Source organism: Stenotrophomonas sp. 71799_Sma, assembly GCF_056482505.1.
Genome location: NZ_CM151202.1, coordinates 1,418,435 through 1,444,538 on the forward strand (window position 1 = coordinate 1,418,435; position 26,104 = coordinate 1,444,538).

At 67.4% G+C, this 26,104-nt stretch carries 21 protein-coding genes and 1 pseudogene; 14 read left to right on the top strand and 8 right to left on the bottom strand.

Annotated features, from left to right (window positions below; all coding sequences use genetic code 11):
- Positions 1 to 31: 31 nt before the first annotated feature.
- Positions 32 to 2,236, bottom strand: coding sequence for a TonB-dependent receptor (locus ACZK4Z_RS06570; RefSeq protein ID WP_293799427.1), 2,205 nt, complete (start codon positions 2,234 to 2,236; stop codon positions 32 to 34).
- 136 nt (positions 2,237 to 2,372) lie between these two features.
- Here ACZK4Z_RS06570 and ACZK4Z_RS06575 point away from each other — a divergent pair, with 136 nt between their 5' ends.
- Both ACZK4Z_RS06575 and ACZK4Z_RS06580 read left to right on the top strand, forming a co-directional pair.
- The gene (locus tag ACZK4Z_RS06575; RefSeq protein ID WP_008264835.1) at positions 2,373 to 2,786 is read left to right on the top strand and encodes a MerC domain-containing protein; all 414 of its coding nucleotides are present in this window, start codon (positions 2,373 to 2,375) and stop codon (positions 2,784 to 2,786) included.
- Positions 2,787 to 2,896: 110 nt separating this feature from the next.
- On the top strand, positions 2,897 to 3,076 hold the full coding sequence (locus ACZK4Z_RS06580) for a 30S ribosomal protein THX (RefSeq protein WP_004150462.1): 180 nt from the start codon (positions 2,897 to 2,899) through the stop codon (positions 3,074 to 3,076).
- A gap of 98 nt (positions 3,077 to 3,174) precedes the next feature.
- Here the strand turns inward: ACZK4Z_RS06580 and ACZK4Z_RS06585 are convergent, their stop codons facing one another.
- On the bottom strand, positions 3,175 to 4,425 hold the full coding sequence (locus ACZK4Z_RS06585; protein ID WP_293799430.1) for an alkaline phosphatase family protein: 1,251 nt from the start codon (positions 4,423 to 4,425) through the stop codon (positions 3,175 to 3,177).
- A gap of 540 nt (positions 4,426 to 4,965) precedes the next feature.
- Between ACZK4Z_RS06585 and ACZK4Z_RS06590 the strand changes: the two genes are divergently transcribed.
- On the top strand, positions 4,966 to 5,880 hold the full coding sequence (locus tag ACZK4Z_RS06590; RefSeq protein ID WP_180838801.1) for an IS110 family RNA-guided transposase: 915 nt from the start codon (positions 4,966 to 4,968) through the stop codon (positions 5,878 to 5,880).
- A gap of 229 nt (positions 5,881 to 6,109) precedes the next feature.
- Here ACZK4Z_RS06590 and ACZK4Z_RS06595 read toward each other — a convergent pair whose 3' ends face one another.
- A complete protein-coding gene (locus ACZK4Z_RS06595) occupies positions 6,110 to 6,601 on the bottom strand; it encodes a methylated-DNA--[protein]-cysteine S-methyltransferase (RefSeq protein ID WP_012510484.1) in 492 nt (163 codons plus the stop codon).
- The gene (locus tag ACZK4Z_RS06600; RefSeq protein ID WP_253143345.1) at positions 6,598 to 8,076 is read right to left on the bottom strand and encodes a DNA-3-methyladenine glycosylase 2; all 1,479 of its coding nucleotides are present in this window, start codon (positions 8,074 to 8,076) and stop codon (positions 6,598 to 6,600) included. The genes ACZK4Z_RS06595 and ACZK4Z_RS06600 overlap by 4 nt, the downstream gene beginning before the upstream one ends.
- Positions 8,077 to 8,485: 409 nt before the next feature.
- Here ACZK4Z_RS06600 and ACZK4Z_RS06605 point away from each other — a divergent pair, with 409 nt between their 5' ends.
- The 4 genes from ACZK4Z_RS06605 to ubiM all read left to right on the top strand — a co-directional run bounded on the left by ACZK4Z_RS06605 (position 8,486) and on the right by ubiM (position 11,913).
- Positions 8,486 to 9,649: a COG3904 family protein gene (locus ACZK4Z_RS06605; protein WP_032128359.1), complete on the top strand. Its 1,164-nt coding sequence runs from the start codon at positions 8,486 to 8,488 to the stop codon at positions 9,647 to 9,649.
- A gap of 58 nt (positions 9,650 to 9,707) precedes the next feature.
- Positions 9,708 to 10,253 carry a DUF4019 domain-containing protein gene (locus ACZK4Z_RS06610; RefSeq protein WP_032128358.1) on the top strand — a complete coding sequence of 182 codons (546 nt, stop codon included), beginning with the start codon at positions 9,708 to 9,710 and terminating at the stop codon, positions 10,251 to 10,253.
- A gap of 11 nt (positions 10,254 to 10,264) precedes the next feature.
- Entirely contained in the window at positions 10,265 to 10,654 is a 390-nt protein-coding gene (locus tag ACZK4Z_RS06615) for an MAPEG family protein (RefSeq protein WP_032128357.1), read from the top strand.
- An 80-nt stretch (positions 10,655 to 10,734) separates the two neighbouring features.
- Positions 10,735 to 11,913, top strand: a complete 1,179-nt coding sequence (ubiM, locus tag ACZK4Z_RS06620; RefSeq protein WP_478451243.1) for a 5-demethoxyubiquinol-8 5-hydroxylase UbiM — start codon at positions 10,735 to 10,737, stop codon at positions 11,911 to 11,913.
- A 25-nt stretch (positions 11,914 to 11,938) separates the two neighbouring features.
- Here ubiM and ACZK4Z_RS06625 read toward each other — a convergent pair whose 3' ends face one another.
- Positions 11,939 to 12,160: an RNA-binding S4 domain-containing protein gene (locus ACZK4Z_RS06625; protein WP_012479588.1), complete on the bottom strand. Its 222-nt coding sequence runs from the start codon at positions 12,158 to 12,160 to the stop codon at positions 11,939 to 11,941.
- Positions 12,161 to 12,425: 265 nt separating this feature from the next.
- Here ACZK4Z_RS06625 and ACZK4Z_RS06630 point away from each other — a divergent pair, with 265 nt between their 5' ends.
- The 6 genes and pseudogenes from ACZK4Z_RS06630 to ACZK4Z_RS06655 all read left to right on the top strand — a co-directional run bounded on the left by ACZK4Z_RS06630 (position 12,426) and on the right by ACZK4Z_RS06655 (position 22,092).
- Positions 12,426 to 14,372, top strand: a complete 1,947-nt coding sequence (locus ACZK4Z_RS06630) for a DEAD/DEAH box helicase (RefSeq protein WP_032128355.1) — start codon at positions 12,426 to 12,428, stop codon at positions 14,370 to 14,372.
- 227 nt (positions 14,373 to 14,599) lie between these two features.
- Positions 14,600 to 17,023, top strand: a complete 2,424-nt coding sequence (locus tag ACZK4Z_RS06635) for a putative bifunctional diguanylate cyclase/phosphodiesterase (RefSeq protein ID WP_049424576.1) — start codon at positions 14,600 to 14,602, stop codon at positions 17,021 to 17,023.
- A gap of 109 nt (positions 17,024 to 17,132) precedes the next feature.
- Positions 17,133 to 18,797, top strand: coding sequence for a sensor domain-containing diguanylate cyclase (locus tag ACZK4Z_RS06640; RefSeq protein WP_125893802.1), 1,665 nt, complete (start codon positions 17,133 to 17,135; stop codon positions 18,795 to 18,797).
- A gap of 34 nt (positions 18,798 to 18,831) precedes the next feature.
- Positions 18,832 to 19,554, top strand: coding sequence for a pseudouridine synthase (locus ACZK4Z_RS06645; RefSeq protein ID WP_032128352.1), 723 nt, complete (start codon positions 18,832 to 18,834; stop codon positions 19,552 to 19,554).
- A gap of 144 nt (positions 19,555 to 19,698) precedes the next feature.
- Complete coding sequence (locus ACZK4Z_RS06650; RefSeq protein ID WP_125893804.1) at positions 19,699 to 20,769, top strand: sensor domain-containing diguanylate cyclase; 1,071 nt, start codon at positions 19,699 to 19,701, stop codon at positions 20,767 to 20,769.
- Positions 20,770 to 20,932: 163 nt separating this feature from the next.
- Positions 20,933 to 22,092, top strand: a pseudogene (locus ACZK4Z_RS06655) (AAA family ATPase).
- A gap of 30 nt (positions 22,093 to 22,122) precedes the next feature.
- Here ACZK4Z_RS06655 and ACZK4Z_RS06660 read toward each other — a convergent pair.
- The 3 genes from ACZK4Z_RS06660 to ACZK4Z_RS06670 are packed head-to-tail and all read right to left on the bottom strand — an operon-like array spanning position 22,123 to position 24,375.
- The gene (locus ACZK4Z_RS06660) at positions 22,123 to 23,070 is read right to left on the bottom strand and encodes a DMT family transporter (RefSeq protein WP_049461762.1); all 948 of its coding nucleotides are present in this window, start codon (positions 23,068 to 23,070) and stop codon (positions 22,123 to 22,125) included.
- A 34-nt stretch (positions 23,071 to 23,104) separates the two neighbouring features.
- Positions 23,105 to 23,935: a DUF72 domain-containing protein gene (locus ACZK4Z_RS06665; protein ID WP_478451245.1), complete on the bottom strand. Its 831-nt coding sequence runs from the start codon at positions 23,933 to 23,935 to the stop codon at positions 23,105 to 23,107.
- Complete coding sequence (locus ACZK4Z_RS06670; protein ID WP_478451246.1) at positions 23,932 to 24,375, bottom strand: VOC family protein; 444 nt, start codon at positions 24,373 to 24,375, stop codon at positions 23,932 to 23,934. Before ACZK4Z_RS06670 ends, ACZK4Z_RS06665 begins: the two co-directional genes overlap by 4 nt.
- A gap of 110 nt (positions 24,376 to 24,485) precedes the next feature.
- On the opposite strand from ACZK4Z_RS06670, the gene ACZK4Z_RS06675 reads away from it, so the two are divergent.
- Positions 24,486 to 26,045, top strand: coding sequence for a serine hydrolase (locus ACZK4Z_RS06675; protein WP_180838103.1), 1,560 nt, complete (start codon positions 24,486 to 24,488; stop codon positions 26,043 to 26,045).
- Positions 26,046 to 26,104: the final 59 nt, after the last annotated feature.

A 26,104-nucleotide genomic window follows, 5' to 3' on the forward strand; every position in this document is an offset into this window, starting at 1 on the left:
CTCTGGAATGGGATCCGACTCCACTACGCGATCAGAAGAACGCGCGGATGCCGAATGCGACACCACGGCCCGGCAGCGGCGAGTAATCACGCAGCAGCGAGGTATGCGGGCGCACTTCGCGGTTGGTCAGGTTGCTGCCATCCAGGAACACTTCGTAGCTGTTGCTCGCGTTGCGATCCCAGCGGTAGGCCAGATGCGCGTCGACCAGGGTGTAGCCGTCGCTCGGCGCTTCGTTCTGGGCGACATCCTTCTGGCGGCTGTAGCGGACCGCACCGACCGAGGCGCGCCAGCCGTCCTTCGACCAGCGCAGGTCGGCGCCGACGCGGGCCGGGGCGATGCGCGGCAGGTAGCCGGTGTTGGCCAGCTCCACGCTGTAGTTGTGGTTGTGGTCGCCATGCGGCACGGCGATGTCCAGGTTGCGGCTGCCGCTGCCATCCAGCTTGGCCTTCACGTAGTCGCCGAACACGCGCAGATCCCAATCACCGGCGCCGCCTTCGAACAGGTGCACCAGCGCTTCGGCTTCGGCACCGCGGAACACCGCATCCTGCTGCGTCCAGGCGCGGACCGGCAGACCCTCGGTAACGCCGGTGTCGGCCAGGTAGATGAAGTCCTTGAACCTGGTCTGGTAGACCGACGCGGAGAAGTCCAGGCGTTCGCTGTGGGTGTGGATACCCAGTTCCACGCGCTGGCCGCGCTCGGTCTTCAGGTTGGCGTCGCCGATTTCCAGCGAGCGGGTGGCGATGTGCGCGCCGGCGGCATACAGCTCTTCGTTGGTCGGTGCACGCTCGGAGCTGTCCACGCCGATGCGCAGGTCAACGGCATCGTTGAGCTTCCAGATGCCGGCCGCAGACAGGTTGGTGGCGCCGAAGGTGCGGCGGCGATAGTCACCGGTCGGGTCCAGCTTGACCTGGTCGTGGCGGCCGCCCAGCTCCAGCTTGAACGGGCCGAACTGCTTTTCCTGCAGTACGAACAGTCCGATGTTCTTGGTGCCGGTATCCGGAACGAACGCCTCTTCGCCCTTGGCACCGAAATCACTGTTGCCGAACTGCAGGCCGAACGCGCCGTCCCAGCCACCGATCTGCTGCTGCACCGCTTCCAGGCGCGCCTCGATGCCACGGTTGGTGAAGCGGGTGGACGGCGTGCCGGCTTCCAGCTCCACGTGCTCGTAGTCGGTGTAGGCCACGCGTGCATTGATGTTCTTCAGGAACGAGACCGGGTTGTAGATGCCGGCCTTGGTCTCGAAGCGGTTCTGCACCATGTCGATGCGCACGTCATGCTCGTCGCCGCCTTCCTCTTCATCACCATGGTCGTGGCCGTGGTCATGGCCATGATCATCGCCATCGGCATGCACGTGCGCGCCATTGGGAATGCCGTAGTTGGTGCGGTAGGTGCTGGCCGATACGCCGAAGTAGCCGCCGTCGCCCAGCCAGGTCGCGCCGACGCCGCCGGCGCGGGTGCGGATGGAGCTGTTGTCGAGGCGGCCGCGGCGCGGTTCTTCGCCTTCTTCGCCCGCGTGGTCATGGTCGTGATCGTGATGGTCTTCAAGGCTGTCGATCACTGCATAGCCGGGAATGCGGTAGTCGTCCCCATTGCGCACCAGGCCGTCCATATGCAGCACGACATTGCCGCTGACGCCATCGAGGCGGAACATGCCGCTGCGCTCGTTGTTCACCGAATTGCCGCGCAGCTCGGCGCGGCCGCTGAGCGGGCGCTCCGGCAGCTCGCGGGCGATGCGGCCATCCACCACATTGACCGCGCCACCGATGGCGCCACTGCCGAACAGCAGCGTGGCCGGGCCCTTCAGTACTTCGATCTGGTCGGCCAGGAACGGCTCGATGCTGGTCGCATGGTCGGCGCTGACGGTGGAGGCATCCATGTTGCCCATGCCATTGGACAGCACGGCCACGCGCGGGCCTTCCTGGCCGCGGATGATCGGGCGGCCGACGCCGGGGCCGAAGAACGTGCTCTGCACGCCCGGCAGCTTGGCCACGGTATCGCCGAGGGTGCCGGCCTTCTGCTCGTCCAGGCGTTCGCCGGCCAGCACCTCTACCGGGCGCGCCAGCGATTCGGCATCGCCCTGCAGCGGCGACGCAGTCACCTGCACCGACGACAGTTCGGTCAGGTGGCGGTCACGATGAGCGCTGTCATCGCCGGCGGCAAAGGCAACCGAAGGCAGCAGGGCGGCGAGGGCCAGAGCGAGGGAATGCGGCTTCAACCGCGGGGTGTGGGCGGGCATGGAGCGGGTCCTTTGTTACAGTGTATCAATCGCTGGGCGCACGTATCCCGTCAGCGGGACAGGGGGAGGGAAACCGTGCGGGTCGGGAACAGATGTTATATTATTCCATAACGATTCGCCGACCCTGCTGGAAGTCATGTCCCTGTCCTCACGCCTGCGCCACCTGCTAGACCGTTTCGGCGCCACCGGTTCGATGCTGTGCGCGGTGCACTGCGCGGTGATCCCCGTGCTGCTGGCGGCGGCGCCGTCGCTGGGCCTGTCGTTCTGGCTGAGCGATGGGGTGGAACAGGCGCTGGTGGTGTTCGTCACCCTGCTCGGATTGTTCAGCCTGGTCTGGGGCTACCGCCGGCACGGTGCGCTGCGTGCGCTGGGCTTCCTGATTCCCGGCCTGGTCGCGTTGTGGGCCGGCGTGCTGTACGACCCGCTGCACCACAATGCGGTGCCACACGCGGTGGTGATGACCATCGGCGGCCTGCTGGTGGGGGTCGCCCATCTGGTCAACCTGCGCCTCAACCACGGTCACGTGCACGACGCCAGCTGCGCGCACTAGGCGCTCCGTGATAGGATTTTCGATCGTGCGCGGGGGCGCCCAGCAAGGCGGCCCCGCCGAACCCGTGTCAGTACGGGGTAACCAGATTTCACATTTGAGGAGTTGAAGACATGGGTAAGGGTGACCGCAAGACCGCCAAGGGCAAGCGCTACAACGCCAGCTACGGCAACGCCCGTTCGCACACCGCGAGCAAGGTCGCCGTAGGCGCCGCCGCTCCGGTTGCCAAGAAGACCGTGGCCAAGGCTCCGGCGAAGAAGGCTGTGGCGAAGAAGGCCGTCGCCAAGGCCTGATCCGGCCTGGACCGGTTCAACGAAAAACGCGGCGCCTGGCGCCGCGTTTTTTTATGCCTGTCCGGCGAGCCGAGCGTGGGCTCGGCTCTACAACCGGATCAGCGCAGGGTTTTCTTCAGCGTTTCCGGATTGCCGTCGTTCGGTGCAGCCGGCACCTGCAGCAGGTCGGCCAGCAGCGGGTAGACGTCGACATTGTCGAAGCCATCGATCACCAGGCCTTGGCGGAACGACGGGCCGCTGGCCACGAATACCGCGCGCATGGAGGGCAGGGCATTGTCGTAGCCATGCGAGCCACGATCCTGATGGTCTCGCTTGGCGATCTTCTCCTGGTGCAGGGCATCCCAGCCTTCATCCATCATGCAGACAATGGCGGGAATGCGCGGGTGGGTGCCGTAGTGCAGGCGCGCCGGCAGATTCTCTTTCTTCCAGCACTCATACCGGTCGTGACGACCGAGCAGGGCGCGCTCGGCGGCGGCTTCGTGACCGGCCAACGGCGCAAAACCCACCGACTGGCCCTGGTTGACGTTGCGCGCGATGGCCGGGTCGACCATTGATTCGGTGGAGATCACCTGGCCGACCGGGACGCTGGCCATGCCATGGTCGGAGACCACGATCACGTTGGTGGTCGCGGCCAGGCCGCGCTGCTGCAGGCCGTCGAGTACCTGGCCGATGATCTGGTCGGCGCGCACGATGGCGTCGGCGTACTGCTTCGATTCGGGGCCGTAGTTGTGGCCGGCCTTGTCCACGTGCTCCATGTACAGCGTGGTCAGGCGGGGGGCATCGGCATCGGTCTGTGCAAGCCAGTCCAGCACGATGCCGGCGCGCTGCTCCAGTGGTTCCTTGCCGTCGTACACGCGCCATTGGCTTGGGCGCACACCACGGATTTCCGATTCACTGCCCGGCCACGAGGTGGTGGCCGAACGCACCCCGGCGTTCTCGGCGCCGACCCAGATCGGTTCGCCGCCCCACCAGCCGCTGGTGGTGACCGCCTCACGGTTGCTCAGCTCGAACCGGCCCAGTGCTTCATCGTCCATGCTGTTGTTGACGATGCCGTGGTGGTCCGGGCGCAGGCCGGTGACGATGGTGTAGTGGTTGGGGAAGGTCAGCGACGGATAGGACGGGGTCATCCAGCGTGCACGCACGCCGCCGTCGATCAGGCGCTGCAGGTTCGGGGTCAGGCCGCGGTCCAGAGCATCGGCGCGCAGGCCGTCGATCGAGATCAGCAGCAGCTTCGGCGGCGCAGCCGCAGCGACAGCGGTGGGAGCGGAGGCGGAAGGGGCGGGCGCGGTGGTGCAGGCGGCCAATGGCAGCAGCAGCGCCAGCGCGCAGGTCAGGCGTACGGAAGTCATCCGCCCATGATAAGCCGGTGCAATGACCACCCCAAGACACGTTGCGCCGAAGGGCGCAGCGTGTCCGCGCATTTTTCCTTATCCCTGCGCCATCGACGCGCGCCCTTGAACAACAAGGGGGCTCCTCACCAGACATACCCCGTCGATTGCATTCCACCCCTGATGCGGCCGGAGCGTGTCGACCAAGGTCGACACCTACCCACAGCCGCGCGTACCAATAATCGCCGTTACCAGCAGCCGCGTGAACCTGTCGCAGGCGGGGCGGTGTCGGATTGCGGGGTGTCCGCGGCATGGATGCCGCGGCCAAGCCTTATCTGATCGGAATCTGGCAGCGTAGGCGTCGAGAGCCGGCGTGGGCCGCCGTGCGAGCCTAGATCTCGACGATCCGTAACCAGGATCGCGACGATCGCCATGTAGCTTGGCGCCCACGCCGGAATCTCCCTTGATCCGCCCGAACAGTTGCTGGAGCGACCACTCGAAGCGATAAGACTGGGCAAGCGGGGGAGCTCTCGACCCTTCCAGACTATACGGAGTCAGGTGATGAACGGGATCGGGATTGATGTCAGCAAGCGTCAGCTGGATATCGGTACGACGGACGGAGAAACCCTGCAGGTCAGCAACAACCGCTCCGGGTTTTCTGAGCTGGATGTTTGGCTGAAGAAGCGTCCGACCCGCCAGATCGTGCTTGAAGCCACGGGTGGCTATGAGCAGCCGGTGCTGGATTTCCTGCACAAGGCCGGTCATCCGGTGGCCCGTGCCAATGCCTTGCGCGCCCGGAAACTGGCTCAGGGGTTGGGTCAGACTGCCAAAACCGACCGTTTGGATGCCTACGCGTTGGCGCAGATGGCCGCCCTGGTGAAGCTGCCTCCCTATCAGCCGCTGCAGTCTTGGCAGCAGAAGATGCGGGAGTTCGTTCGGGCACGTCGGCAGGCGATGGACGCCCTGACCATCGCGCGGCAACAGCAGGAAATGGTGCTTGATCGTGAACTGCGCCGACTACTGCAGGGCAACATCACCCGCCTACAAACGTTGGTTGAGCGTCTGGGCAAGCAGATCGTCGAGCAGGTTGGTCAGCAGCCTCAACTGAAGATGCTGAAGTCGATGAAGGGCGTAGGGCCTGTGCTGCAGGCAGTTCTAGCCAGCTATCTGCCAGAGCTTGGCAGGATCACTGGCAAGCGCATCGCCAGCCTGGTCGGGGTAGCCCCGATGTCCCACGACAGCGGCACGATGAGAGGAAAACGAAGCATCCACGGTGGAAGAGCCGAAATCCGGCAAGTGCTCTACATGGCGGCAATGTCGGCCATGCGGCATGAACCTCGGCTGCGCGATTTTTACCAGTCGCTACGAGCCCGCGGCAAGGAAGGCAAGGTGGCCATCGTGGCAGTGATGCGGAAGATGCTGGTCATCCTCAACGCCCGTGTGCGCGACGCTGAAAGCGGGCTAGTCCCCGCCTGAGGCGAGCCAGGGCGAAAGACCAAAGGCTGCCGGCCAGCGGCCGGCACTACCGTGCCCGTTTACCTGGAGGGCCTGAGACTCTCCAGCAACACAGTTGCTACAAGGACGTACTTGCGGCGTCCCCGCAATCCGACACCGCCCCGCCAACCCACGGATAGCCCGCTTTTGACGTTGACGTTGACGGTGATTCGGCGGGTGCAGGGCGCAGCCCTGCCGGAAAACCTGCCCCTCAGGCGAACAGCGGGGCCTGGCGTTGTTCCAGTCGCAGCAGTGCGGCCTTGGTTTCCAGGCCGCCACCGAAGCCGGTCAGTGCCCCGTTGCTGCCGATTACACGATGGCAGGGCAGGATGATCGGCAGCGGATTGCGCCCATTGGCAGCGCCGACGGCGCGGGTCGCACTGGGCTGGCCCAGGTGCTGCGCCAGCTGCAGGTAGCTCCAGGTCTGGCCGAACGGGATCAACGCCAGCGCCTGCCACACGCGCAGCTGGAACGGCGTGCCGCGTGGCGCAAGCTCCAGGTCAAAGCTGCTGCGTTCGCCGTGCAGGAACTGCAGCAGCTGCTCGCGTGCTTCCGGCAGCGCATCCGGCGCGTAGTGCCAGTCGTCGCGCCCGCGTGCCGGGTGGCGGTTTTCCGGGAACAGCACGTGGGACAGGCCACGCTCGTCACCGGCGATGGTCAGCACGCCGATCGGGCTGTCGAAACGGTCGAACAACAAGGTCATGTCGGTTCTCCAACGAAAGTGCCGGACAGGTGCCACAGGTGCAGCACGGCATAGGCACGCCAGGGGCGCCACGGTTGCGAGCGCGCTTCGGTCGCGCGTTCGCTCAGGCGCTGGCCCTGCGCATGGCCGAGCACCTGCTGCAGTACCAGGTCACCGGCCGGGAAGGCATCGGGCTGGCCGAGCCCGCGCAAGGCGATGTACTGCGCGGTCCACGGACCGATGCCGGGTAGTGCCACGCAGCGGGAAACGAACTCTTCCAGCGCCTGGCCCGGGCCGAAGTCGAGCGCGCCACTGGCACAGGCGGCGGCAAGCGCACGCACGGTGGCGGCGCGGCTGCGCGGCAGGCCGATTGATTCCAGTGGCGCCTCGGCCAGTACCTCGGGCGCCGGAAACTGGCGATCGAATTCCGACCGCATGCCCGGCAGGTGCGCGCCATAGGCATCCACCAGCCGCCGCGCGAAGGTGGTGGCCGCGGCCACGCTGACCTGTTGGCCGAGCACCGCGCGCACGCCCACTTCGAAGCCATCCCAGCCGCCCGGGACGCGCAGCCCGGGACGCTCGGCAATGCCGCGCGCCAGCAGCGGCTCTTCGCCGAGCGCGGCGTGTACCTGCTGCAGGTCGGCGTCCAGATCGAACACGCGACGTACGCGGCGCACGATGTCCGGGATCAGGCGCGGATCGACCGCGCCCAGCTGCAGGCGCAGTTCCGGGCGCTTGGGGTCGGCAGTGACGCGCAGCAGGGTGGGGCGCTCGGGTGTGCCGAGCACGCGCTGGTAGCTGTCTTCGCCGATCAGCTCGATGCCGGGCAGGCTGCGCTTGCGCAGGAAGGCCAGCATGCGTGGGAAATCCAGTGGTGGCCGGTATGCCAGACGCAGTACCAGGCAGCCATCGTCGGCGGCCAGCGGCTGGTGCTGGCGACGCAGTGCCGTCGGTGCCATGCCACAGCCCTGCAGGAAGGCGGTATTGAAACGGCGCAGGCTGTTGTAGCCGGCGGCCAGCGCGACGTCGGTCACCGGTAGCGTGGTCTCGGTCAGCAGCTGCTTGGCCAGCAGCAGGCGATGGGTGGCGTGGATCTGCCCTGGCGTTGCGCCCAGATGTTCGACGAACAGGCGCTGCAGCTGGCGCGCGCTGAGTCCGATCTTCTCTGCGAGGTCGGCTACCGGCTGTTCCTGCAGGAAGCCACCATGGATCAGGGCCAAGGCGCGCTGTACGGTCTGCCCGGCCAATGCCTGCTGCGCCTGCGGTGCCAGCTCGGGGCGGCACCGCAGGCACGGGCGGTAACCGGCTGCCGCGGCAGCGGCCGCAGTCGGGTAGTAAGTGATGTTGCGCGGCTTCGGCGGCGGTGCCGGGCACATGGGGCGGCAATAGATGCCGGTGCTGCGCACGGCGGTGAAGAACACGCCGTCGAAGCGTGCGTCGCGGGCCAGGCGGGCGCGGTCGCAGGCGGCGGTGTCGAGGGCGAGGGCGGTGTCCATGGCGCCAGTCTAGGCGTGTGCGGGCGGGGATACTCGCCGGATTCGGACATGGATGCTGGAGGGGGGGGCTGGCAGGGCTTGCAGCCCTGCACCCGCCGAGGCCAGAGCAACAGCAACAGCGGGCTTCCTGCGGGTGGGCGGGGTGGGTCCGGTTGCAGGGGGCGCTGCAAGTACGTCCCTGTAAGCTCGGTCGCGCCATCCATGGCGCTCACGCCCCTGCAACCGGACCCACCCCGCCTTCGACAGGTTCCTGCGAGCTGTTGGTACGGCGTTCCGCAATGCTGTTGGTGGGTGTCGACCTTGGCCCACACACTTTCCCAAGGGTCAGAGGGGGTTCAGTGCCACGCGCTGAATGCGCGGCCTGGACGGGTAGACTGTGGTTCTTGCTCCCATGAATCCCGGTTGCCCGATGTCCGCCAAATTCCGCTGGTTGCCCCTGTTGTGCCTGGCCCTGGCGGGCTGCAGTCAGTTGGAGAATCCGGGCAATGTGACGGCTGCCGACAAGGCGGCGCGGGCGCCGGCCAGCGATGGCGAGAACATGGTGTCGATCAATGCGGCTGACGCACCGCCACCGCCGGCGCCGCCGCGCAGCCGGGCGGATCGGCCGTGGCCGCAGGCGCAGTTGGAGAATGGCCGCGCCTGGGTCAGCTGCAGTACCGAGTACGCCGGTGAGGCGGGCGATGGCGTCGAGCTGGAGGGCCTGCAGCGCGAGCAGATTGCCCAGGCCCTGGCGCCGTGTGCCGAGCGTGGTCTGATGCGGGTGCGTTACGCCGGCAAGATCAATCCGGGCTTCGCCGAAATGATGTGGCGACTTGCCGTGGTCGCCGATGAACAGAAGATCCACAAGCGCATCCTCGATCTGGACTCCAGCGGCGGCCAGGTGGAATCGGCGATCGTCGCCGGTGACAGCATCGGTGAATCGGGCTGGACCATCTGGGTGCGCGAGGGCTCGATCTGCCACAGCGCGTGCGTGTTCGTGCTGGCCGCCGGTGACAACCGCCTGCTGTCGGGCAAGGTCGGCATCCACCGCATGATGCGCATCAGTTCCAAGGCCACTTCGCGCGCTGAGCTCAACCGCGAGCTGCACGAGGTCTACGACAACGTAAAGGACTACCTGCAGCGCAACGGCGTGGCGGTGGGCGTGGCCGATCTGATGATGACGGTGCCCAACCGCAGCCTGCGCCTGCTGACGCCGGACGAACTACGCCAGTACGGTCTGGATGGCACCAACGCGGTGCAGGACGATCTGGAACGGATCAAGCAGATGCGCGCCTGCGGCGATGACTTCGTGCAGCGCAAGGATGCGTTCCTGATCGCCTTCGACCAGCAGTGCAAGCGCGAAGGCGCCGACATGGAATCGATCAACAGCTGCGGCCAGGCACTGAAGCAGCGCTTCGGTTTCCCGGATGCGGTGTGCCCGGAAGAAAGCCCGCTGTCGGAAATCGATGTGGCAACGTTGCCGCCGGCACCGTCGGAGCCGCCGCCGGTGGCCGAACAGGCGCCAGCAGACACCGGCACGCCTGCCGCGCAGGCCGATGCCGCAGCGGTGGAAGGCAGCGCCCACGCGCGCTGACGAACAGCTCACCGCGCTGGCGTAGACTGCGGTTGTTTCCCGAGAACCGGCGGTGTCCATGAAGCGCGTGCTCCTGCTGCTGTCCCTGCTGCCCCTGACCGCATTGGCGCAGGCACCCGCGCCGGCCACGCCTGCACCGGCACCCGCGCGCCCCGCACCGGCATCGCCGGCGGCTGCGAAACCGGCCACGGCCGGCGCTCCGGCGTTGACTGCCGCGCAGCAGGCGCAGGTGCAGAAGCAGGATGCGGAAATGGGCGCGGCCGCAGTGAAGGCGGCGCAGCTGGTCGATGCCAACCGCGCAGGCGAGTTGTGGGATGGCGCTTCGGCCGTCGCGCGCCGCGCAGTACCGAAGGCCGCCTTCGTCAGCCAGTTGACCGCCGAGCGCACGCGCCTGGGTGCGCTGGCCGGGCGTGGCCAGCCGACCATCACCCGGGTCAAGTACAGCGCCGGTGCCGCGGTGCCGGAGGGGCTGTACATCAACGTCAGCTTCCCGACCCGTTTCGCCAACAGCGCGCAGCCGGTACGCGAGCTCGTCTCGTTCCGTTTCGACGAGGACCAGGTGTGGCGCCTGGCCGGTTACAGCCTGCGTGCGTCGGCACCCTGAGGAGATGATCGATGGCAACTGAACTGACGATGCTGGCCTGGTCGGTGCTGCTGGGCTTTGTCTACATCTTCGCTACCTCCACCGTGGTCACCCGCGAGCGCGGGATGAAGTGGAATGCCTCGGCGCGTGATGGCGAAGCCAGGCCACTCAGCCCGCTGGCCGGGCGCCTGCAACGTGCGCAGGCCAACTTCCTGGAGACGTTCCCGTTCTTCGCTGCCGCCGCCATCGCAGTGGTCGTGGCCGGGCGCGGCAACGACACCACGGCGCTGGCGGCGCAGGCCTACTTCTGGGCGCGCGTGGTCTACCTGCCGCTGTATGCCGCGGGCGTGCCCTACGTGCGCAGCCTGGTCTGGGCAGTGTCGCTGCTGTCGATCCTGGCGCTGGTGTTCGCGTTGTTGTGATCCCGGCCTGATCCAGATCAAGGCCGGTCAGGTGCGCGGCGCTATGCTGGCGCGGACTGAATCAACGGCAGGAGGCGCGCATGCGCAGGATGGACGTGGTGGTGGTCGGCGCCGGACCGGCGGGGCTGTGTTTCGCGCGTGCGCTGGCCGGTAGCGGCCTGCAGGTCGGGCTGGTCGAAGTTCAACCGCGCCAGGCCCTTGCCGAGGCCGCCTTCGATGGCCGTGAGATCGCGCTGACCCATGCCTCGCGGCAGAGCATGGAGCAGCTGGGGCTGTGGCAGCGCCTGCCGCAGGCCGAAGTCGCTGAACTGCGCGATGCCAAGGTGATGAACGGCGGCTCGCCGTTCGCGCTGACCTTCGCCAGCAGCCAGGTGGACGGTCAGCCGCTGGGTTGGCTGGTGCCCAACCATCTGATCCGCCGCGCTGCATGGGATGCCGTGCAGGGGCAGGACGGCCTGGAGCTGTTCGACGGGCGCAAGGTGCTGGGCGTGCAGGCCGATGCGCAGGGCCACGTGGTCAAACTCGATGACGGCAGCCAACTTCATGCGCGCCTGCTGGTCGCCGCTGACAGCCGCTTCTCCGCAACCCGCCGCATGCTCGGCATCGGCGCGCAGATGCGCGACTTCGGCAAGTCGATGCTGGTGTGCCGCATGCAGGTTGAGCGTGATCATCACCACACTGCCTGGGAATGGTTCGGCTACGGCCGCACGATGGCGTTGCTGCCGCTCAACGAAGGCCAGGCATCAGCAGTGATCACGCTGCCACCGCGGCAGATTGAAGAACTGCTGGCGATGGACGAGGTGGCCTTCGGTGAGGCCATCGGTGCCTGCTTCGAACACCGCCTGGGCCGGATGCAGCCGGTGGCCACGCCGCAGGCGTATCCGCTGGTTGGGGTGTACGCGCATCGCTTCATCGGCGAGCGTTCGGCGCTGATCGGCGATGCCGCGGTGGGAATGCATCCGGTCACCGCACATGGCTTCAATCTGGGCCTGGCCAGTGCGCAGCGGCTGGCGCGGGGCATCGTCGAACAGCAGCGTCGCGGTGCCGACATCGCCGCCGCCGGCATGCTGGCCAGCTACCAGCGCGGTCATCGGCTGGCATCGAGGCCGCTGTACGAGGCCACCAACGCGATCGCCAGCCTGTATACCGACGATCGCCGCCCGGCGCGGCTGCTGCGCGCGGCCGGCCTGCGCCTGGCGCAGGGCGTTGCGCCGTTCAGGCAGCTGATCGCCTCGCACCTGACCCAGCGCGTGGCCTGAACCGGTTCAGATCAGCCCGTTCAGATCAGCCGGCGGCCAGCACGCGGATCTGGCTGTCGGCGAATTCAACCACCTGGCCTGCGCGGATCTTGCAGGCCTTGCGCAGTTCGACCTCGCCGTCGACCCGCACCTGGCCGTCGCTGATGACCATCTTGGCCTCGCCGCCGCTGGTGACCAGGTCGGCCAGCTTGAGCAGCTGCTTGAGTTCGACGTAGTCACCGTCGAGGTCGAATTCGAGAATCTGCATGGAGCGGGGTTCCTGGGGAAGGGCGCAGCAGCGGCCGGGCCGGTGAAGAGGGCGCGTATTGTGCGCCAGCTTGGGGCATGACGGTACGCGCACGGCAAGCTGTACGCCTTGTTCAGGATCAATGCGGTATGATTCCGCTCTGAGCGAGTGAAATCTCCTCCAACCGAGCAGCGCCAGGGCACGCGATAAGAAGGGCGCCCAAAGCGCGGACCATCACCTTTTTTATCGCACTGCCAGGAAGACGGCAGTGTCTTCGGAGTTCCCCATGTCCCAAGATTCCCAAGCGCCGCTGCAGTTTGCGCAGCTCGGCCTGTCCGAGCCCGTGATGCAGGCGGTCACCGCCATCGGCTACGAAACCCCGTCGCCGATCCAGGCCGCCACCATCCCGGCGATGCTGGAAGGCCGCGACGTGCTGGGCCAGGCCCAGACCGGCACCGGCAAGACCGCAGCGTTCGCGCTGCCGGTACTGTCCAACATCGACCTGCAGCAGATCAAGCCGCAGGCCCTGATCCTGGCACCGACCCGCGAACTGGCCATCCAGGTTGCCGAGGCGTTCCAGTCCTATTCGTCGAAGATCCCGGGCTTCCGCGTGCTGCCGGTGTACGGCGGCCAGCCGTACGGCCAGCAGCTGTCGGCCCTGCGCCGCGGCGTGCACATCGTGGTCGGTACCCCCGGCCGCGTGATCGACCACCTGGACCGCAGCACCCTGGACCTGTCAGAGCTGAAGACGCTGGTGCTGGACGAAGCCGATGAAATGCTGCGCATGGGCTTCATCGACGACGTCGAAGCCGTGCTGAAGAAGCTGCCGGAGCAGCGCCAGGTGGCCCTGTTCTCGGCCACCATGCCGCCGCAGATCCGCCGCATCGCGCAGACCTACCTGCAGGACCCGGTGGAAGTGACCATCGCGGCCAAGACCACCACCTCGGCCAACATCCGCCAGCGTTACTGGTGGGTGAGCGGCATGCACAAGCTGGACGCGCTGACCCGCATCCTGGAAGTCGAGCCGTTCGACGCGATGATCATCTTCGCGCGCACCAAGGCCGGCACCGAAGAACTGGCCAGCAAGCTGCAGGCCCGTGGCCTGGCCGCTGCCGCCATCAACGGTGACATGCAGCAGGCCCAGCGTGAGCGCACCATCGCCATGCTGAAGGAAGGCAAGCTGGACATCCTGGTCGCCACCGACGTGGCTGCCCGCGGCCTGGACGTGGAGCGCATCAGCCACGTGCTGAACTACGACATCCCGTACGACACCGAAAGCTACGTGCACCGCATCGGCCGTACCGGTCGTGCCGGCCGCAGCGGCGAGGCGATCCTGTTCGCCACCCCGCGCGAGAAGGGCATGCTGCGCCAGATCGAGCGCGCCACCCGCCAGCCGATCGAAGAGATGCAGCTGCCGAGCGTGGAAGCGGTCAACGACACCCGCATCAACAAGTTCACCTCGCGCATCAGCGAAACCCTCGGCGCCGGTGGCCTGGACTTCTACCGCCAGCTGCTGGAGCGTTTCGAGAACGAGCAGAACGTGCCGGCCATCGAAGTGGCTGCCGCGCTGGCCAAGATGCTGCAGGGTGACACCCCGTTCCTGCTGCAGCCGCCGGTGCGTGCCCCGCGTGAAGAGCGCGCACCGCGCGAACGCTTCGACCGTGGTGACCGCCCGGAACGTGGCGATCGCTTCGACCGCAACGAGCGTGGTCCGCGCTTCGAGCGTGGCCCGCGCCGCGACGACGCCGAAGGTGGCTTCGAGCAGCGTCCGCGCCGTGAGGTTCCGCCACGTGGTGCGCCTGAGCAGGGCATGGAGACCTACCGCATTTCGGTCGGCCACCAGCACGGCGTGAAGCCGGCCAACATCGTTGGCGCCATTGCCAACGAAGCTGGCCTGGAAAGCCGCTTCATCGGCCGCATCGACATCCACGACGACTTCTCGCTGCTGGACCTGCCGGCACAGATGCCGCCGGACGTGCTGTCGCACCTGCAGAAGGTGTGGGTGTCCGGCCAGCAGCTGCAGATGCGTGCGCTGGCTCCGGGTGAAGACACCAACCCGGCCCCGCGTCCGTTCAAGCCGCGCTTCGACAAGCGTGGTCCGGGCGGCCCGGGTGGCCCGCGTCGCGGTGGCCCGGGCGGTCCGGGTGGCCACGGTGGCGACCGCGGCGGTGACCGCGACAGCCGCCCGCCGCGTCGTGACGGCTTCAAGCCGCGCGGCCCGCGCAGCTTCTAAGCCGCACCTGCGGTCCTGAACAACGCCAGCCTCCGGGTTGGCGTTGTCCGTTATGGGCCTGGAAAAGGGGACGGAGGGGATTAAGTCGTTTATGCCCGGCAGTGCGCTTATGCCGAAAACGACTTAATCCCCTCCGTCCCCTTTTCGCATGGCAAACACATTGCCGGTCATAGGCTGGGCCGGTTCCAAGGGAGGTTGTCACCGCAGCACATTCGGGGGGATCCGGGATGGGTAGAAGTGGCACGGACCAGCAGAGCCGGCGGGTGCCGATGACCCGTGGCCTGGGATTGCGCTTTGCGTTGTTGACGGGCATGGCGATCGGGTTGGTCGCGCTGTCCGCGTTGATCCAGGAACTGCAGGCGGCCTCGACGGCCTGGATTGCCGGCCAGGGCTACTGGTCGCGGGGGCAGCAGGATGCGACCGCTGCGCTGAGCCGCTACCTGGCGCGTGGCGATGCGCAGGACCTGGATGACGCGCGCCAGGCCCTGCGGATTCCGTTGGGGGATCTGCAGGCCCGGCTGGCGCTGGAACAGGCGGTACCGGACGAGGAGAAGGCCCGGCAGGGTTTCCTGCAGGGCGGCAACGCGCGCGCCGATATTCCACGCCTGGTGTTCTCGTTCCGCTACGCCCGTGACCTGGGAGCATTCCGCGAAGCCACTGCACTGTGGCGGCAGACCGATGGTGATCTGGAGGCTGTGCAGGCCCTGGTCGCCGAGCTGCAACGGAGGCATGCGGCAGGTGAACTGCCCGTGGCCGACCGCAATCGCTACCTGCAGCAGCTGCGGGATCTCGACCGCCGCCTGCAGGTGCAGGCCCAGGCGTTCTCGCAGGCGCTGCTGAGGATGGCCACCATGGTCCGGATCGCCACGCTGATGGTTGGCGGCCTGTCGGTGCTGGTGATCAGCCTGATGGCAGTGGCGCTGGCGCGTCGTGTCGGCAAGGATCTGACCGAGCACGAGAGCCGCTTCCGCGCGGCGTTCTACCAGGCCAATGTCGGCATGCTGAAGCTCGACACCGATGGCCGCGTGGTCGAGGCCAACCAGGCGATGGCGGATATCCTCGACTACCGGCGCGATGTGCTGCTGCAGATGCTGCTGGGTGACCTGCTGATGGAGGGGGAACTGGTCCTCGACGGTGTCGGCCGCATCGACTGGGACCGGCAGCTGCGGCCGAGCGAGCTGCGTTTCCGGCGGCGCGATGGCAGCCTCGTCTGGGGACGCTGGAGCGGTACCGCGGTTCGCAGCTCGGGCGGTGGATTGTCGGTGTTCGCGATCATCGAGGATGTCAGCCAGAACCATGCACTGGCGCGCGAGATCGAGCATCACGCCAGCCACGATCCGCTGACCGGCCTGATCAACCGCCGCGAGATCGAACGCCTGCTGGAACGCGCGCTGCTGCAGGTCCGGACCGACGGTGGTACGCATGCGCTGTGCTACATCAATCTGGACCACTTCAAGCTGGTCAACGACAGCTTCGGTCATGCCGCCGGCGACCAGATGCTGCGCGGTTTCGCCGACTATCTGGTGGCGGCGGTGCGTGATGGCGATTGGGTCGGCCGCCTGGGGGCCGATGAGTTCGCGGTGTTTCTCGCCCACGCCGGCCAGGATGAAGCCAAGCGGGTACTGCAGCGGGTGATCCGCAACCTGGGCCAGGCCACGTTCCCGATCAGCGAGGGCAGCCCGCAGTTGAGCTGCAGCATCGGCGTGGTCGAGGTCAGTGCCGAGGCGCCGGACGCGAACTGGTTGATGAGCGCCGCCGACAGCGCCTGCTATGCGGCCAAGCAGGCCGGTCGCAACCGTGTGCACTGCTTCAACGAGAACCGCATGGCGCTGGAGGAGCGGCGGCAGGAGGCCGAGCGTCTGCAGGGTGTCAGCCTGGCCATGGCGGAGAATCGCATGCTGCTGTACGCGCAGCGCATCGCCCGCGTGGGCGATCCGTCCTACCTGCATTACGAGGTGCTGGTGCGCATGCGTGGTACCGATGGCAGCCTGCATCTGCCCGGTCAGTTCATGCCGGCGGTGGAGCGATACGGCATGGCGGTGGCGCTGGATCGGCACGTGCTCGGGCTGTTGTTCCGCCACCTGCAGGTCTGCCCGGCACACGTGCGCCAGCTGGGCCTGTGCAACGTCAACGTTTCGGCGCAGTCGATCGCCGAGCCGGGATTCCTCGCCTTCGTCTGCGACCTGCTCGAGCGCAACCGCGCGCTGGCCTCGAAACTGTGTTTCGAGATCACCGAGACCGCGGCGATCAGCAACCTCAGCCAGGCACGCGCTTTCATCGATGCGGTCAAAGCGCGTGGCTGCCGGATGGCACTGGATGACTTCGGCTCCGGCCTGTCCTCGTTCGGCTATCTGCGCCAGCTGCCTGCGGACATCCTGAAGATCGACGGCACCTTCGTGCGTGACATGGACACCGACCCGGTCAGCCACGCCACGGTGCGGGCGATCAGCGAGCTCGGGCGGGAACTGCAGATGGAGGTGGTGGCCGAATGGGTGGAAACCGCCGAGGTGGCTGGCGCACTGACCCGGCTCGGCGTGCAGGGCCTGCAGGGCTACGCGATCGAGCGGCCGCAGCCGCTGGAACGGATGACCCTGAGTGACCTGAGGCCGGTCCGCCTGGTGGCGGTGAAGGGGCCTCCGGCCGCTGGCTGAACGGCGCACGGCGACTTTGGTCTACACATGCGTGGCGTGCCCGGCTGCGATAATGCGCGCCAGGGGCGACGCGCAGTGGGCGCGGACGTAAGCAGGAACAGGATGTGGCGTGGGCGTCAGGCAGTGGCGGTACGAAACAGGGGCGCTGCTGGTCGTCCTGCTGATGGGAGTGTTGCTTCCCGGTCTGGTGCACGCGCGCCTGGCCGAGGCCGGCCGGGATTTCCTGCTGGTTGGCGCACCGACGGACGAACCGACACCCCATCGTGGCTGTACGCCCGCGATGCTGGCCGGGCCGCGCGAGCAGGTAGAGGTACCGGCGCCGCCCGGGGGCTGGTCGGGGCAACCCCAGGCGCTGGATGTGTTCAACGTGTTCGCTGGCGAAGTCCGCGTACAGCATGGTGACCGCGAGATCTGCGGCAACATGCACGATGCGCGCACCCGTGATTCGCGCTTCCGCGCCGGCATCGGCCTGGTGGCGGTGCCAGCGGCAGGCAGCCATGAGCCGTTCCTGGTGTCGTGGCAGGCGCCGCTGAAAGCGCGCTGGGTGCCGACCTTGCGGCTGGGGGCGCCCAGTCCGGTCCAGCAGAACGATACCGCCCGCCTGCTGGTGCGCGCGGCCTGCATCGCGGTGGCGATCGCGCTGGCGCTGTCGGCATTGATGGCCTACCTGACCACCCGTGACCGCAGCTTCCTGGTCTACATCGGCGCGACGATCGTGGTGGTGGTGTGGCAGGCGGTTCTTGGCGGCTTGAGCGGCTACCCCGAACCGTGGCTGCCGGTGGGCGAGCGCGGCGCATGGTGGCTGCTGGCGCTGACCGCCGCGACCCAGGCGCTGGTACTGCCCGCTCTGTGGCGCCTCAACGGTGGGGACCGCTTGCTGCCGCGCTCGCGGCCGGCACAGCAGGCTGTGCTGTGGGGCCTGATGGGACTGGCCGCGCTGGTGCCGTGGCTGCGCTGGGACACCCTGGCGCTGGTCGCGCAGAGCCTGCAGCTGACCTTCATCCTCGGTTGCCTGTTGTCACTGGCCGCTGGCATGCGTGCCTGGTTGCGCGGTGACTGCTGGGCGTTGGCGGGCCTGGCGGCGCTGGTGCCACTGCTGGTGATGATCGCAGCCGATGCCAGCAGTGCGGGGTGGCTGCTGGAGTACCGGGTGGAAGCACTGCAGCTGTCGGTGACCTGGCTGCTGATGATGGCCGCCTATGCCATGAACCAGCGGCTGGGCCGGCTGCGCCAGCAGCGCGATGAACTGCGCCAGCTGGCCGAAACCGATGGCCTGACCGGGCTGCCCAACCGCCGGGCCGGCCTGCAGCAGCTGGCCCGTCACCTGGCACAGGTCGACCGTGAGCGCGGCCCGCTGGTGATCGGTTTTCTCGACATCGACCTGTTCAAGGACATCAACGACCGCCATGGCCACGCGGTGGGCGACCAGGTGCTGGTGGCGGTAGCGCGTGCCCTGCGCACGGCAGTCCGCAGCCAGGACGAAGTGGTGCGGATGGGCGGCGAGGAGTTCCTGCTGCTGATGCCGGGCATGCCGCGCGAGGCGGCGTCGGCGCGCCTGGACCGCCTGCGCCAGCGCATCACCGAAGCCGGCCAGGCCCTGCAGGTGCCGGGCCTGGAAGTGACCGCCAGCATCGGACTGGCGCAGTGGCGGCCGGGTGAGGATGACCTGGCCGGGCTGCTGCGGCGGGCCGACCATGCCATGTACGTGGCCAAGCGGGCGGGTCGCAACCGGGTGTTCGACGGCGAAGAGCTCGATCCGCCGGCCCCGGCATGAAGCGCAGCGGGCGGCGATGCCGGATAATGGACCGATGACCACCCGACTCAACAAACATATCGCCGACACCGGCTTCTGCTCCCGCCGCGAGGCCGATCGCCTGATCGCCGCCCGCCGCGTCACCGTCAACGGCCACGCGGCCGGCACCGGTGCGGTGGTGGGCGAGGAAGACCAGGTGCTGGTCGACGGCCAGCCGCTGCGCGCGCGCGTGGCACGCAAGCCCGGCGCCCGCCGCCACGTCTACATCGCGCTGAACAAGCCGGTGGGCGTGACCTGCACGACCGAAACCTCGGTCAAGGGCAACATCGTCGACTTCGTCGGCCATGAACAGCGCATCTTTCCGGTCGGCCGCCTGGACAAGGAGTCCGAAGGCCTGATCCTGATGACCAGCAACGGCGACATCGTCAACCAGATCCTGCGTGCCGAGAACGGCCACCAGAAGGAGTACCTGGTGGCGGTGAACAAGCCGGTCACCGACGAGTTCCTGCGTGGCATGGCGCGCGGCGTGCGCATCCACGACCAGATGACGCTGCCGTGCAAGACCTCGCGCATCGCCAAGTTCGGATTCCGCATCACCCTGCAGCAGGGACTGAACCGGCAGATCCGCCTGATGGCCGCCGAGTTCGGCTATCGCGTGACCCAGCTGCGCCGCGTGCGCATCGACAACATCAAGATCGGCGCGCTGAAGCCGGGCCAGTGGCGCAACCTGACCGAGCAGGAACTGCAGGGCCTGCTGCCGAAGCAGCTGGACTGGTAACGCGCGGTAGTGCCGGCCGCTGGCCGGCTGCACCAGGCATCGAATGAGCGCGGGATGCCGGCCAGCGGCCGGCACTCCCCGTTGTGCGGATTGCGCACCGGCATCAGCTAGACTCCGCAGTGACCTGCCGGAATGTGACGCTGCATGATCAAGCCCGACAAGCCTGCCAACGAAGCCCTTCGGCTCGAGGCGCTGTACCGCTACCGGATCCTGGATTCGCAGCGTGAGAAATCCTTCGACGACCTGGTCGCGATCGCCAAGGCGGTCTGCGGTACCTCGATGGCGGCGGTGACCCTGATCGACGTCGAACGGCAGTGGTTCAAGTCGATCCAGGGCATCGACGCGGCGGAAAACCTGCGCAGCGAATCGATGTGTGGCCACGCCATCCTGCAGCCGCAGGAAATCATGGTGGTCGAGGACGCGTTGCAGGACATCCGCTTCCACGATAATCCGGTAGTGACCGGCGACCCGCACATCCGCTTCTACGCCGGTGCGCCACTGATCAGTTCCGATGGCCTGCCTCTGGGCACGCTGTGCGTGTTCGATGCACATCCGCAGCACCTGCCCAGCGACAAGGCCGAGGCACTGGCCGCGCTGTCACGGCAGGTGATGCTGGTGATGGAGCTGCGCCGTTTCGCGCTCGACATCCAGAAGCACATGCTGGAGCGCGATGACTACGAGCGCCTGTTGGCGGAGTACCAGGACGTGCTGCTGGCGCAGAATGCCGACCTGGCCGAGCAGAGCCGCACCGATGCGCTGACCGGCCTGCCCAACCGCCGCGCAATGGCGGCGGCACTGGAAGAGGCGGTGGTGGAGATCGATGGGCAACCGGGCGTCGCCTGCGTTGCGTTGCTCGACATCGATCATTTCAAGCACATCAATGATTTCCAGGGCCACGCTACAGGCGACCGGGTGCTGGCCGAGCTGGGCGTGCTGCTGCGCTCGCACTTCGCCGGCCGCGGCATGGCCGCGCGCTACGGCGGCGAGGAGTTCGTGGCGGTAATGCCGGGCACCGACCTGCACACGGCCGAACTGCAATGCGAGTTCCTGCGCCTGGCCGTGGCTGACCTGCCGCTTGGATTCCCGGTCACGATCAGCATCGGTGTTGCCCAGCACCAGCCAGGTGAAAGCGTGGATGACATGCTGGCGCGCGCCGACAAGGCGCTGTACCGGGCCAAGGGCAATGGTCGCAACCGGGTGGAACGGGCGGGCTGAGACACCGGCGACTCGCGCGCTGAACGCATGCGACGTGTGGATGATTCGATGCCGTTCCAGTAGATCCACGCCATGCGTGGATGCTCTTCCCGATTCACGTCGCGTCGCAGCTCCTGCGATCAGAACCGGCCAGCATGACGTCCCTGTTCCCACGGACACAACCATGCTGCAGACCCTGGCCATCGCCCACTATCGCTCGCTGCACGGGCTGATACTGCCGCTGCAGCAGTTGAATGTGGTGACCGGCGACAATGGCAGTGGCAAGTCCAGCCTGTACCGCGCGCTGCGCCTGCTGGCAGAGACCGCGCAGGGCGGCGTCGCGGCGGTTCTGGCCCGCGAAGGTGGGCTCGGTTCGGCGCTGTGGGCGGGGCCGGAAAAATGGACCGTCGGGTTGCTGCCGGCGAAATCCCCTTGCAGGGCGGCCCACGTCAGGAATCGGTGGGATTGAAGCTGGGCTTCACCACCGACGAGTTCGGCTATGCCATTGACCTGGGCTACCCACCGCCCAGCCGTTCGGCCTTCGCACTGGACCCGCAGATCAAGGCCGAGGCGATCTGGGCCGGGCCGTTCCTGCGCAGCGCCAACCTGCTGGTCGACCGACGTGGGGCAATGGTGCGGCAACGCCATGCGCGCGGTTGGGATCTGGTCGATGACCGGTTGTCGCTGTTCGACAGTCTGTTCACCCAGGTTGGCGATCCGCAGCGCATGCCGGAAACCATCGCCCTGCGCGAGTACATCCGTCGCTGGCGCTTCTACGACCATTTCCGCAGCGACGCCGATGCCCCGGCACGGCAACCGGCGATGGCCACGCGCACGCCGGTGCTGCATCACGACGGTCGCGATCTGGCGGCGGCCTGGGTGACCATCCTCGAGATCGGTGATCCGGGCGCACTGGCGCGCAGCGTGGAGGATGCGTTCCCGGGCGCCACGGTGGGGTTCGAGGAACTGGATGGCCGGCTGGCCCTGCGCTTCCACCAGCCGGGGCTGCTGCGGCCGTTGTCGATGGCCGAGCTGTCCGACGGCACGCTGCGCTTCCTGCTGCTGGCCGCGGCACTGCACACGCCGCGCCCGCCGCCGCTGCTGGTGCTCAACGAACCGGAGACCAGCCTGCATCCGGACCTGCTGCCGGCGCTGGCGCGGCTGATCATCGCGGCCAGTGCGCGCAGCCAGGTGTGGGTGGTCTCACACGCCAGCCGACTGATCGCAGCACTGGAGCAGGCGCCCGGCTGTCATTCGCTGCATCTGCACAAGGAACAGGGGCGCACGCTGTTGAGCGGGCAGGGCCTGCTGGATGCCCCGGCATGGCACTGGCCGCAGCGCTGACAAGGCGATTCGCACCCTGCGCGGATACGCTCAATCGGCGATGTTGCGTGCTTCCGACGTACCGAGAATCTCCGGGTGCTGCACCGGCTTGCGGCGGTTCAACAACGGATGCAGGAACACCGCGCCGACGATGATCGCCACGCCCAGGTAGAACCACGGCGTGACCTCGTGCTGCTCGCGCAGCAGCACCACTGCCAGCACCACCGCGTAGACCGGTTCCAGGTTGGTCACCAGCTGCACGGTGTAGGCGCTCAGGTGGCGTAGCGCGACCAAGGCCAGGGCGAACGGCAGCAGCGTGCAGAACCCGGCCAGTACCAGTAGCAGGATGCCGTCGTGCAGGTCCGGAACCACCCATAGTGGGCTGGCCAGCGCCGGCAGCAGGTAGGGCATCAGCGGTGCCAGCAGGGTCAGGGTGAGGGTGCCGGCGCCCAGCTCCAGTGCGGTGACCGTAAGCGGATCGGCGTGGCTGACCATGCGCTTGTTGAGCGAGCCGAACACCGCCACCAGCAGCGCCGAGATCGCGCCGATCAGTACACCCAGGCGCATGCCATCGGGCACGCCACCGACCACCAGTGCAACACCCGGCAGCACGGCCAGGCCGAAGGCGAGTTCACGCAGCTGGAACGGTCGCTTGGCTACCCACGGTTCGATGATCGAGGTGAATACCGGCGCCAGCGCGATGCAGGTGGCGGCCACCGAGGCGTTGGCCAGCTTCACCGCGCCGTAGAACGTCAGCCAGTGCAGGGCGACCAGCGCGCCGATGCCGGCGTAGCCCGCCACCAGGCGCAGTGGCAGGGTGCGCAATCCGCGCCAGACCCGCGGCAGCAGCGCCAACATTGCCGTTACCAGCAGCATGCGCCACCACACCAGCGGCAGTGCGGGCAGGGTGATCAACTTGCCGAGGATGGCGGTGACGCCCCACAGCAGGACACAGAAGTGGATCTGCCACAGCGCTTTGCGGGTGTCGGGTGTGCTCATCCGCCTATTGTGAGGCAAGGCGATGACCGCAGCGCTATCCGCGTGAGGAATTGCTGGCCCCATCCACCCGCCGCTGCAGGGCCATCGCCGCCGCCGGGTTGCGTGCCTTGCCCGCACCAATGCACAGCAGGTAGACCTCGCGCGGCTCTGACGGTGCCGGCGCGGCCAGGCAGGGCAGGTCGTCCACCGGTTCGCCGCGTGACCAGTGGAGCGCGCGTTCGGCCCAGCGCTGCTGCACGGGTGCCGGCAGACCCTCGTTCAAGCGGGCCTGGCTGCGCTTGATCCTGGCGTAGACGAAGCCGGCACTGACATCACCGTGTAGTGGCGCTTCGTCGCTGTCCTCGATCACCAGCGCCACGCCGTGTCGACGGGCGGCAGCAACCAGTGCGGGGCCATGTACCTCGGCGTTGCGGACCTCCAGCGCATGCTGCAGCGTCACCCCTTCCAGTTGCTTCGGCAGCTGCGCCATCAGGGCACCCAATGCATCGGCATCGGCCGGATGGCGCGGATCGAACTGCCACAGCAACGGGCCGAGCCGGTCACCGAGTGCCAACGCCGCCTCAAGGAACGGTGCGGCGGCCTCCACGGTGCTGGACAGGTCACGGCGCTGTACCAGGTAGCGTGGCGCCTTCATCGAAAACCGGAAACCGTGGGGTGTCTGTGCGGCCCACTGCGCGCACTGCGCTGCGGTGGGCGTGCGGTAGAAGGTGCCGTTGATTTCGATGCAGCGCAGGGCCCGGCTGGCATGGGCCAGTTCTTCGCGCTGCGGCAGGCCTGGCGGATAGAACATGCCGCCGCGCCATTCGGGAAACACCCAGCCACCGATGCCGCAGCGGATCTCCGCCGGACGGGCGGTCGCGGTCACTGGCCGTGGTCCGCGCGCCACGGGTCGTAGCTGCCGAACCACCACAGATAGCCTTCCGGGTCGGCGCAGGCGTAGCCGCGTCCGCCATAGTCCTGGTCGGCGATGTCGATGACAATGCGGGCACCGGCGGCCTTGGCCCGTGCATAGTGCGCATCGGCATCGGTGACGATCACGCAGGCGTTCTGCGTCTGGCGGCCGCCGACCTCGTCCGGCATCACCGCCAGCTTGGACCATTCGCCGCTACTGCTGCTCGAGCCGAGCATGATCATGCCGTTGCCGTATGTCAGCTGCGCATGGAACACCGTATCGCCGTCGGCATACACCGCCTGGACGTGAAAACCGAAGGCGCGTTGCAACCACTCGATGGCGGCCTGCGCGTCGCGGTAGCGCAGGCACGGAATGATGGTCGACCCGTTGCTCGGTTGTCCGTTCTCGCCCATGACACCCCTCCTATGGCACAGGGCAGGCTGCACCCGGGGCCGTTACCATCGCGCGAAACCCTGGTGACGGCCTGCACATGGCCGCCACCCCTGTTCGGAGATCGTGCTGGATGAAAACCTGGATTGGAGGAGCCGTGCTGCTGGCGTGCACGACCATGGCGAATGCTGCCACCCCGGCGCAGCTGCAGGACCTGGATGCCACCGTCGAGCGCGTGCGCGCACAGTTCGACGTGCCCGGCATTGCCGTGGCCGTGGTCAAGGATGGCCAGGTGGTGCTGGAACGCGGCTGGGGCGTGCGCGAGCAGGGCAAGCCGGAACCGGTGCAGGCCGATACGCTGTTCGCCATTGCTTCCAACACCAAGGCGTTCACCGCCACCTCGCTGAACCTGCTGGCCGAGGACGGCAAACTGAAGATGGACGACAAGGTGATCGACCACCTGCCGTCGTTCCGCATGTCCGATCCGTTCGTGACCGGGCAGATGACGATCCGCGACCTGCTGTCGCATCGCAGCGGGCTGAGCCTGGGCGCAGGTGACCTGCTGTTCTGGCCGACCACCTCCTACAGCAATGCCGAAGTGGTGGAGCGGCTGGGCAAGGTGCCGCTGAAGGGCGGTTTCCGCGAGAGCTATGCGTACGACAACATCCTGTACGCGGTTGCCCAGCAGGTGATCGAGCATGTCTCCGGCATGAGCTACCAGCAGTTCCTGCAGACCCGCATCTTCGACAAGGTGGGCATGGCCGGCACACGCTACAACGCCGATCACCTGAAGCCGGGCGACAAGGCCGCGGTCGGCCACGCCAAGTACGATTTCAAGGACCTGCGTACCGTTGCACCGCTGACCTGGTCGAACAATGCCGGCGCCGGTGGCATCTATTCCAGTGCGCACGACATGGCGCGCTGGATGCAGGTGCAGCTGGACGAAGGCAAGCTGGCCGATGGCACCGCGCTGTTCAGCGACAAGAGCCAGCAGCAGATGTGGCGGATGATCACGCCGCAGTCGATTCCGGCGCCGAGCGTGCCGGAGCTGGCGCCGGCGCGGGCCAACTTTGCCGGCTACGGCGAAGGCTGGAGCCTGAGCGACTACCGTGGCCGGAAGCTGGTCTGGCACACCGGTGGCTGGCCGGGCATGGTTTCGCGGCTGACCCTGGTGCCGGGCGAGAAGCTGGGCGTGGTGGTGCTGACCAACCAGGAAGTGGGCGCGGCGTTCAACGCGATCACCCTGAGCGTGCTTGATGCCTATCTGGGCGGCGAGAAGCACGACTGGGTGGATGCCTATGCCAAGGCCGTGGCCAAGGGCCAGGACAAGGCTGACGAGGCCTGGGCCAAGCACCAGAACGCGCGCGACAAGGGCAGCAAGCCATCGCTGGCACTGGCCGGCTACACCGGCACGTTCCGCGACCGCTGGTATGGCGACATGCAGATCAGCGCCCAGGGCAAGGGCCTGCGCCTGCGCTTCATGAAGACTGCACAGCTGAGCGGTCGGCTGGAGCACTGGCAGCACGACACCTTCATCGTGCGCTGGGACGACCGTTCGCTCAACGCCGACGCGTTCGTGAACTTCAGCCTGGATCCGGACGGCAAGGTGCGCGAGGTGCGCATGCAGTCGATCTCCGACCTGACCGATTTCAGCTTCGATTTCCAGGACCTGCTGTTCGCCCCGGTGAAATGACGTCGCCGGGCGTGGCCCGGCGCTGCCGTTTGACGAATCCCATCGGTAGTGCCGGCCGC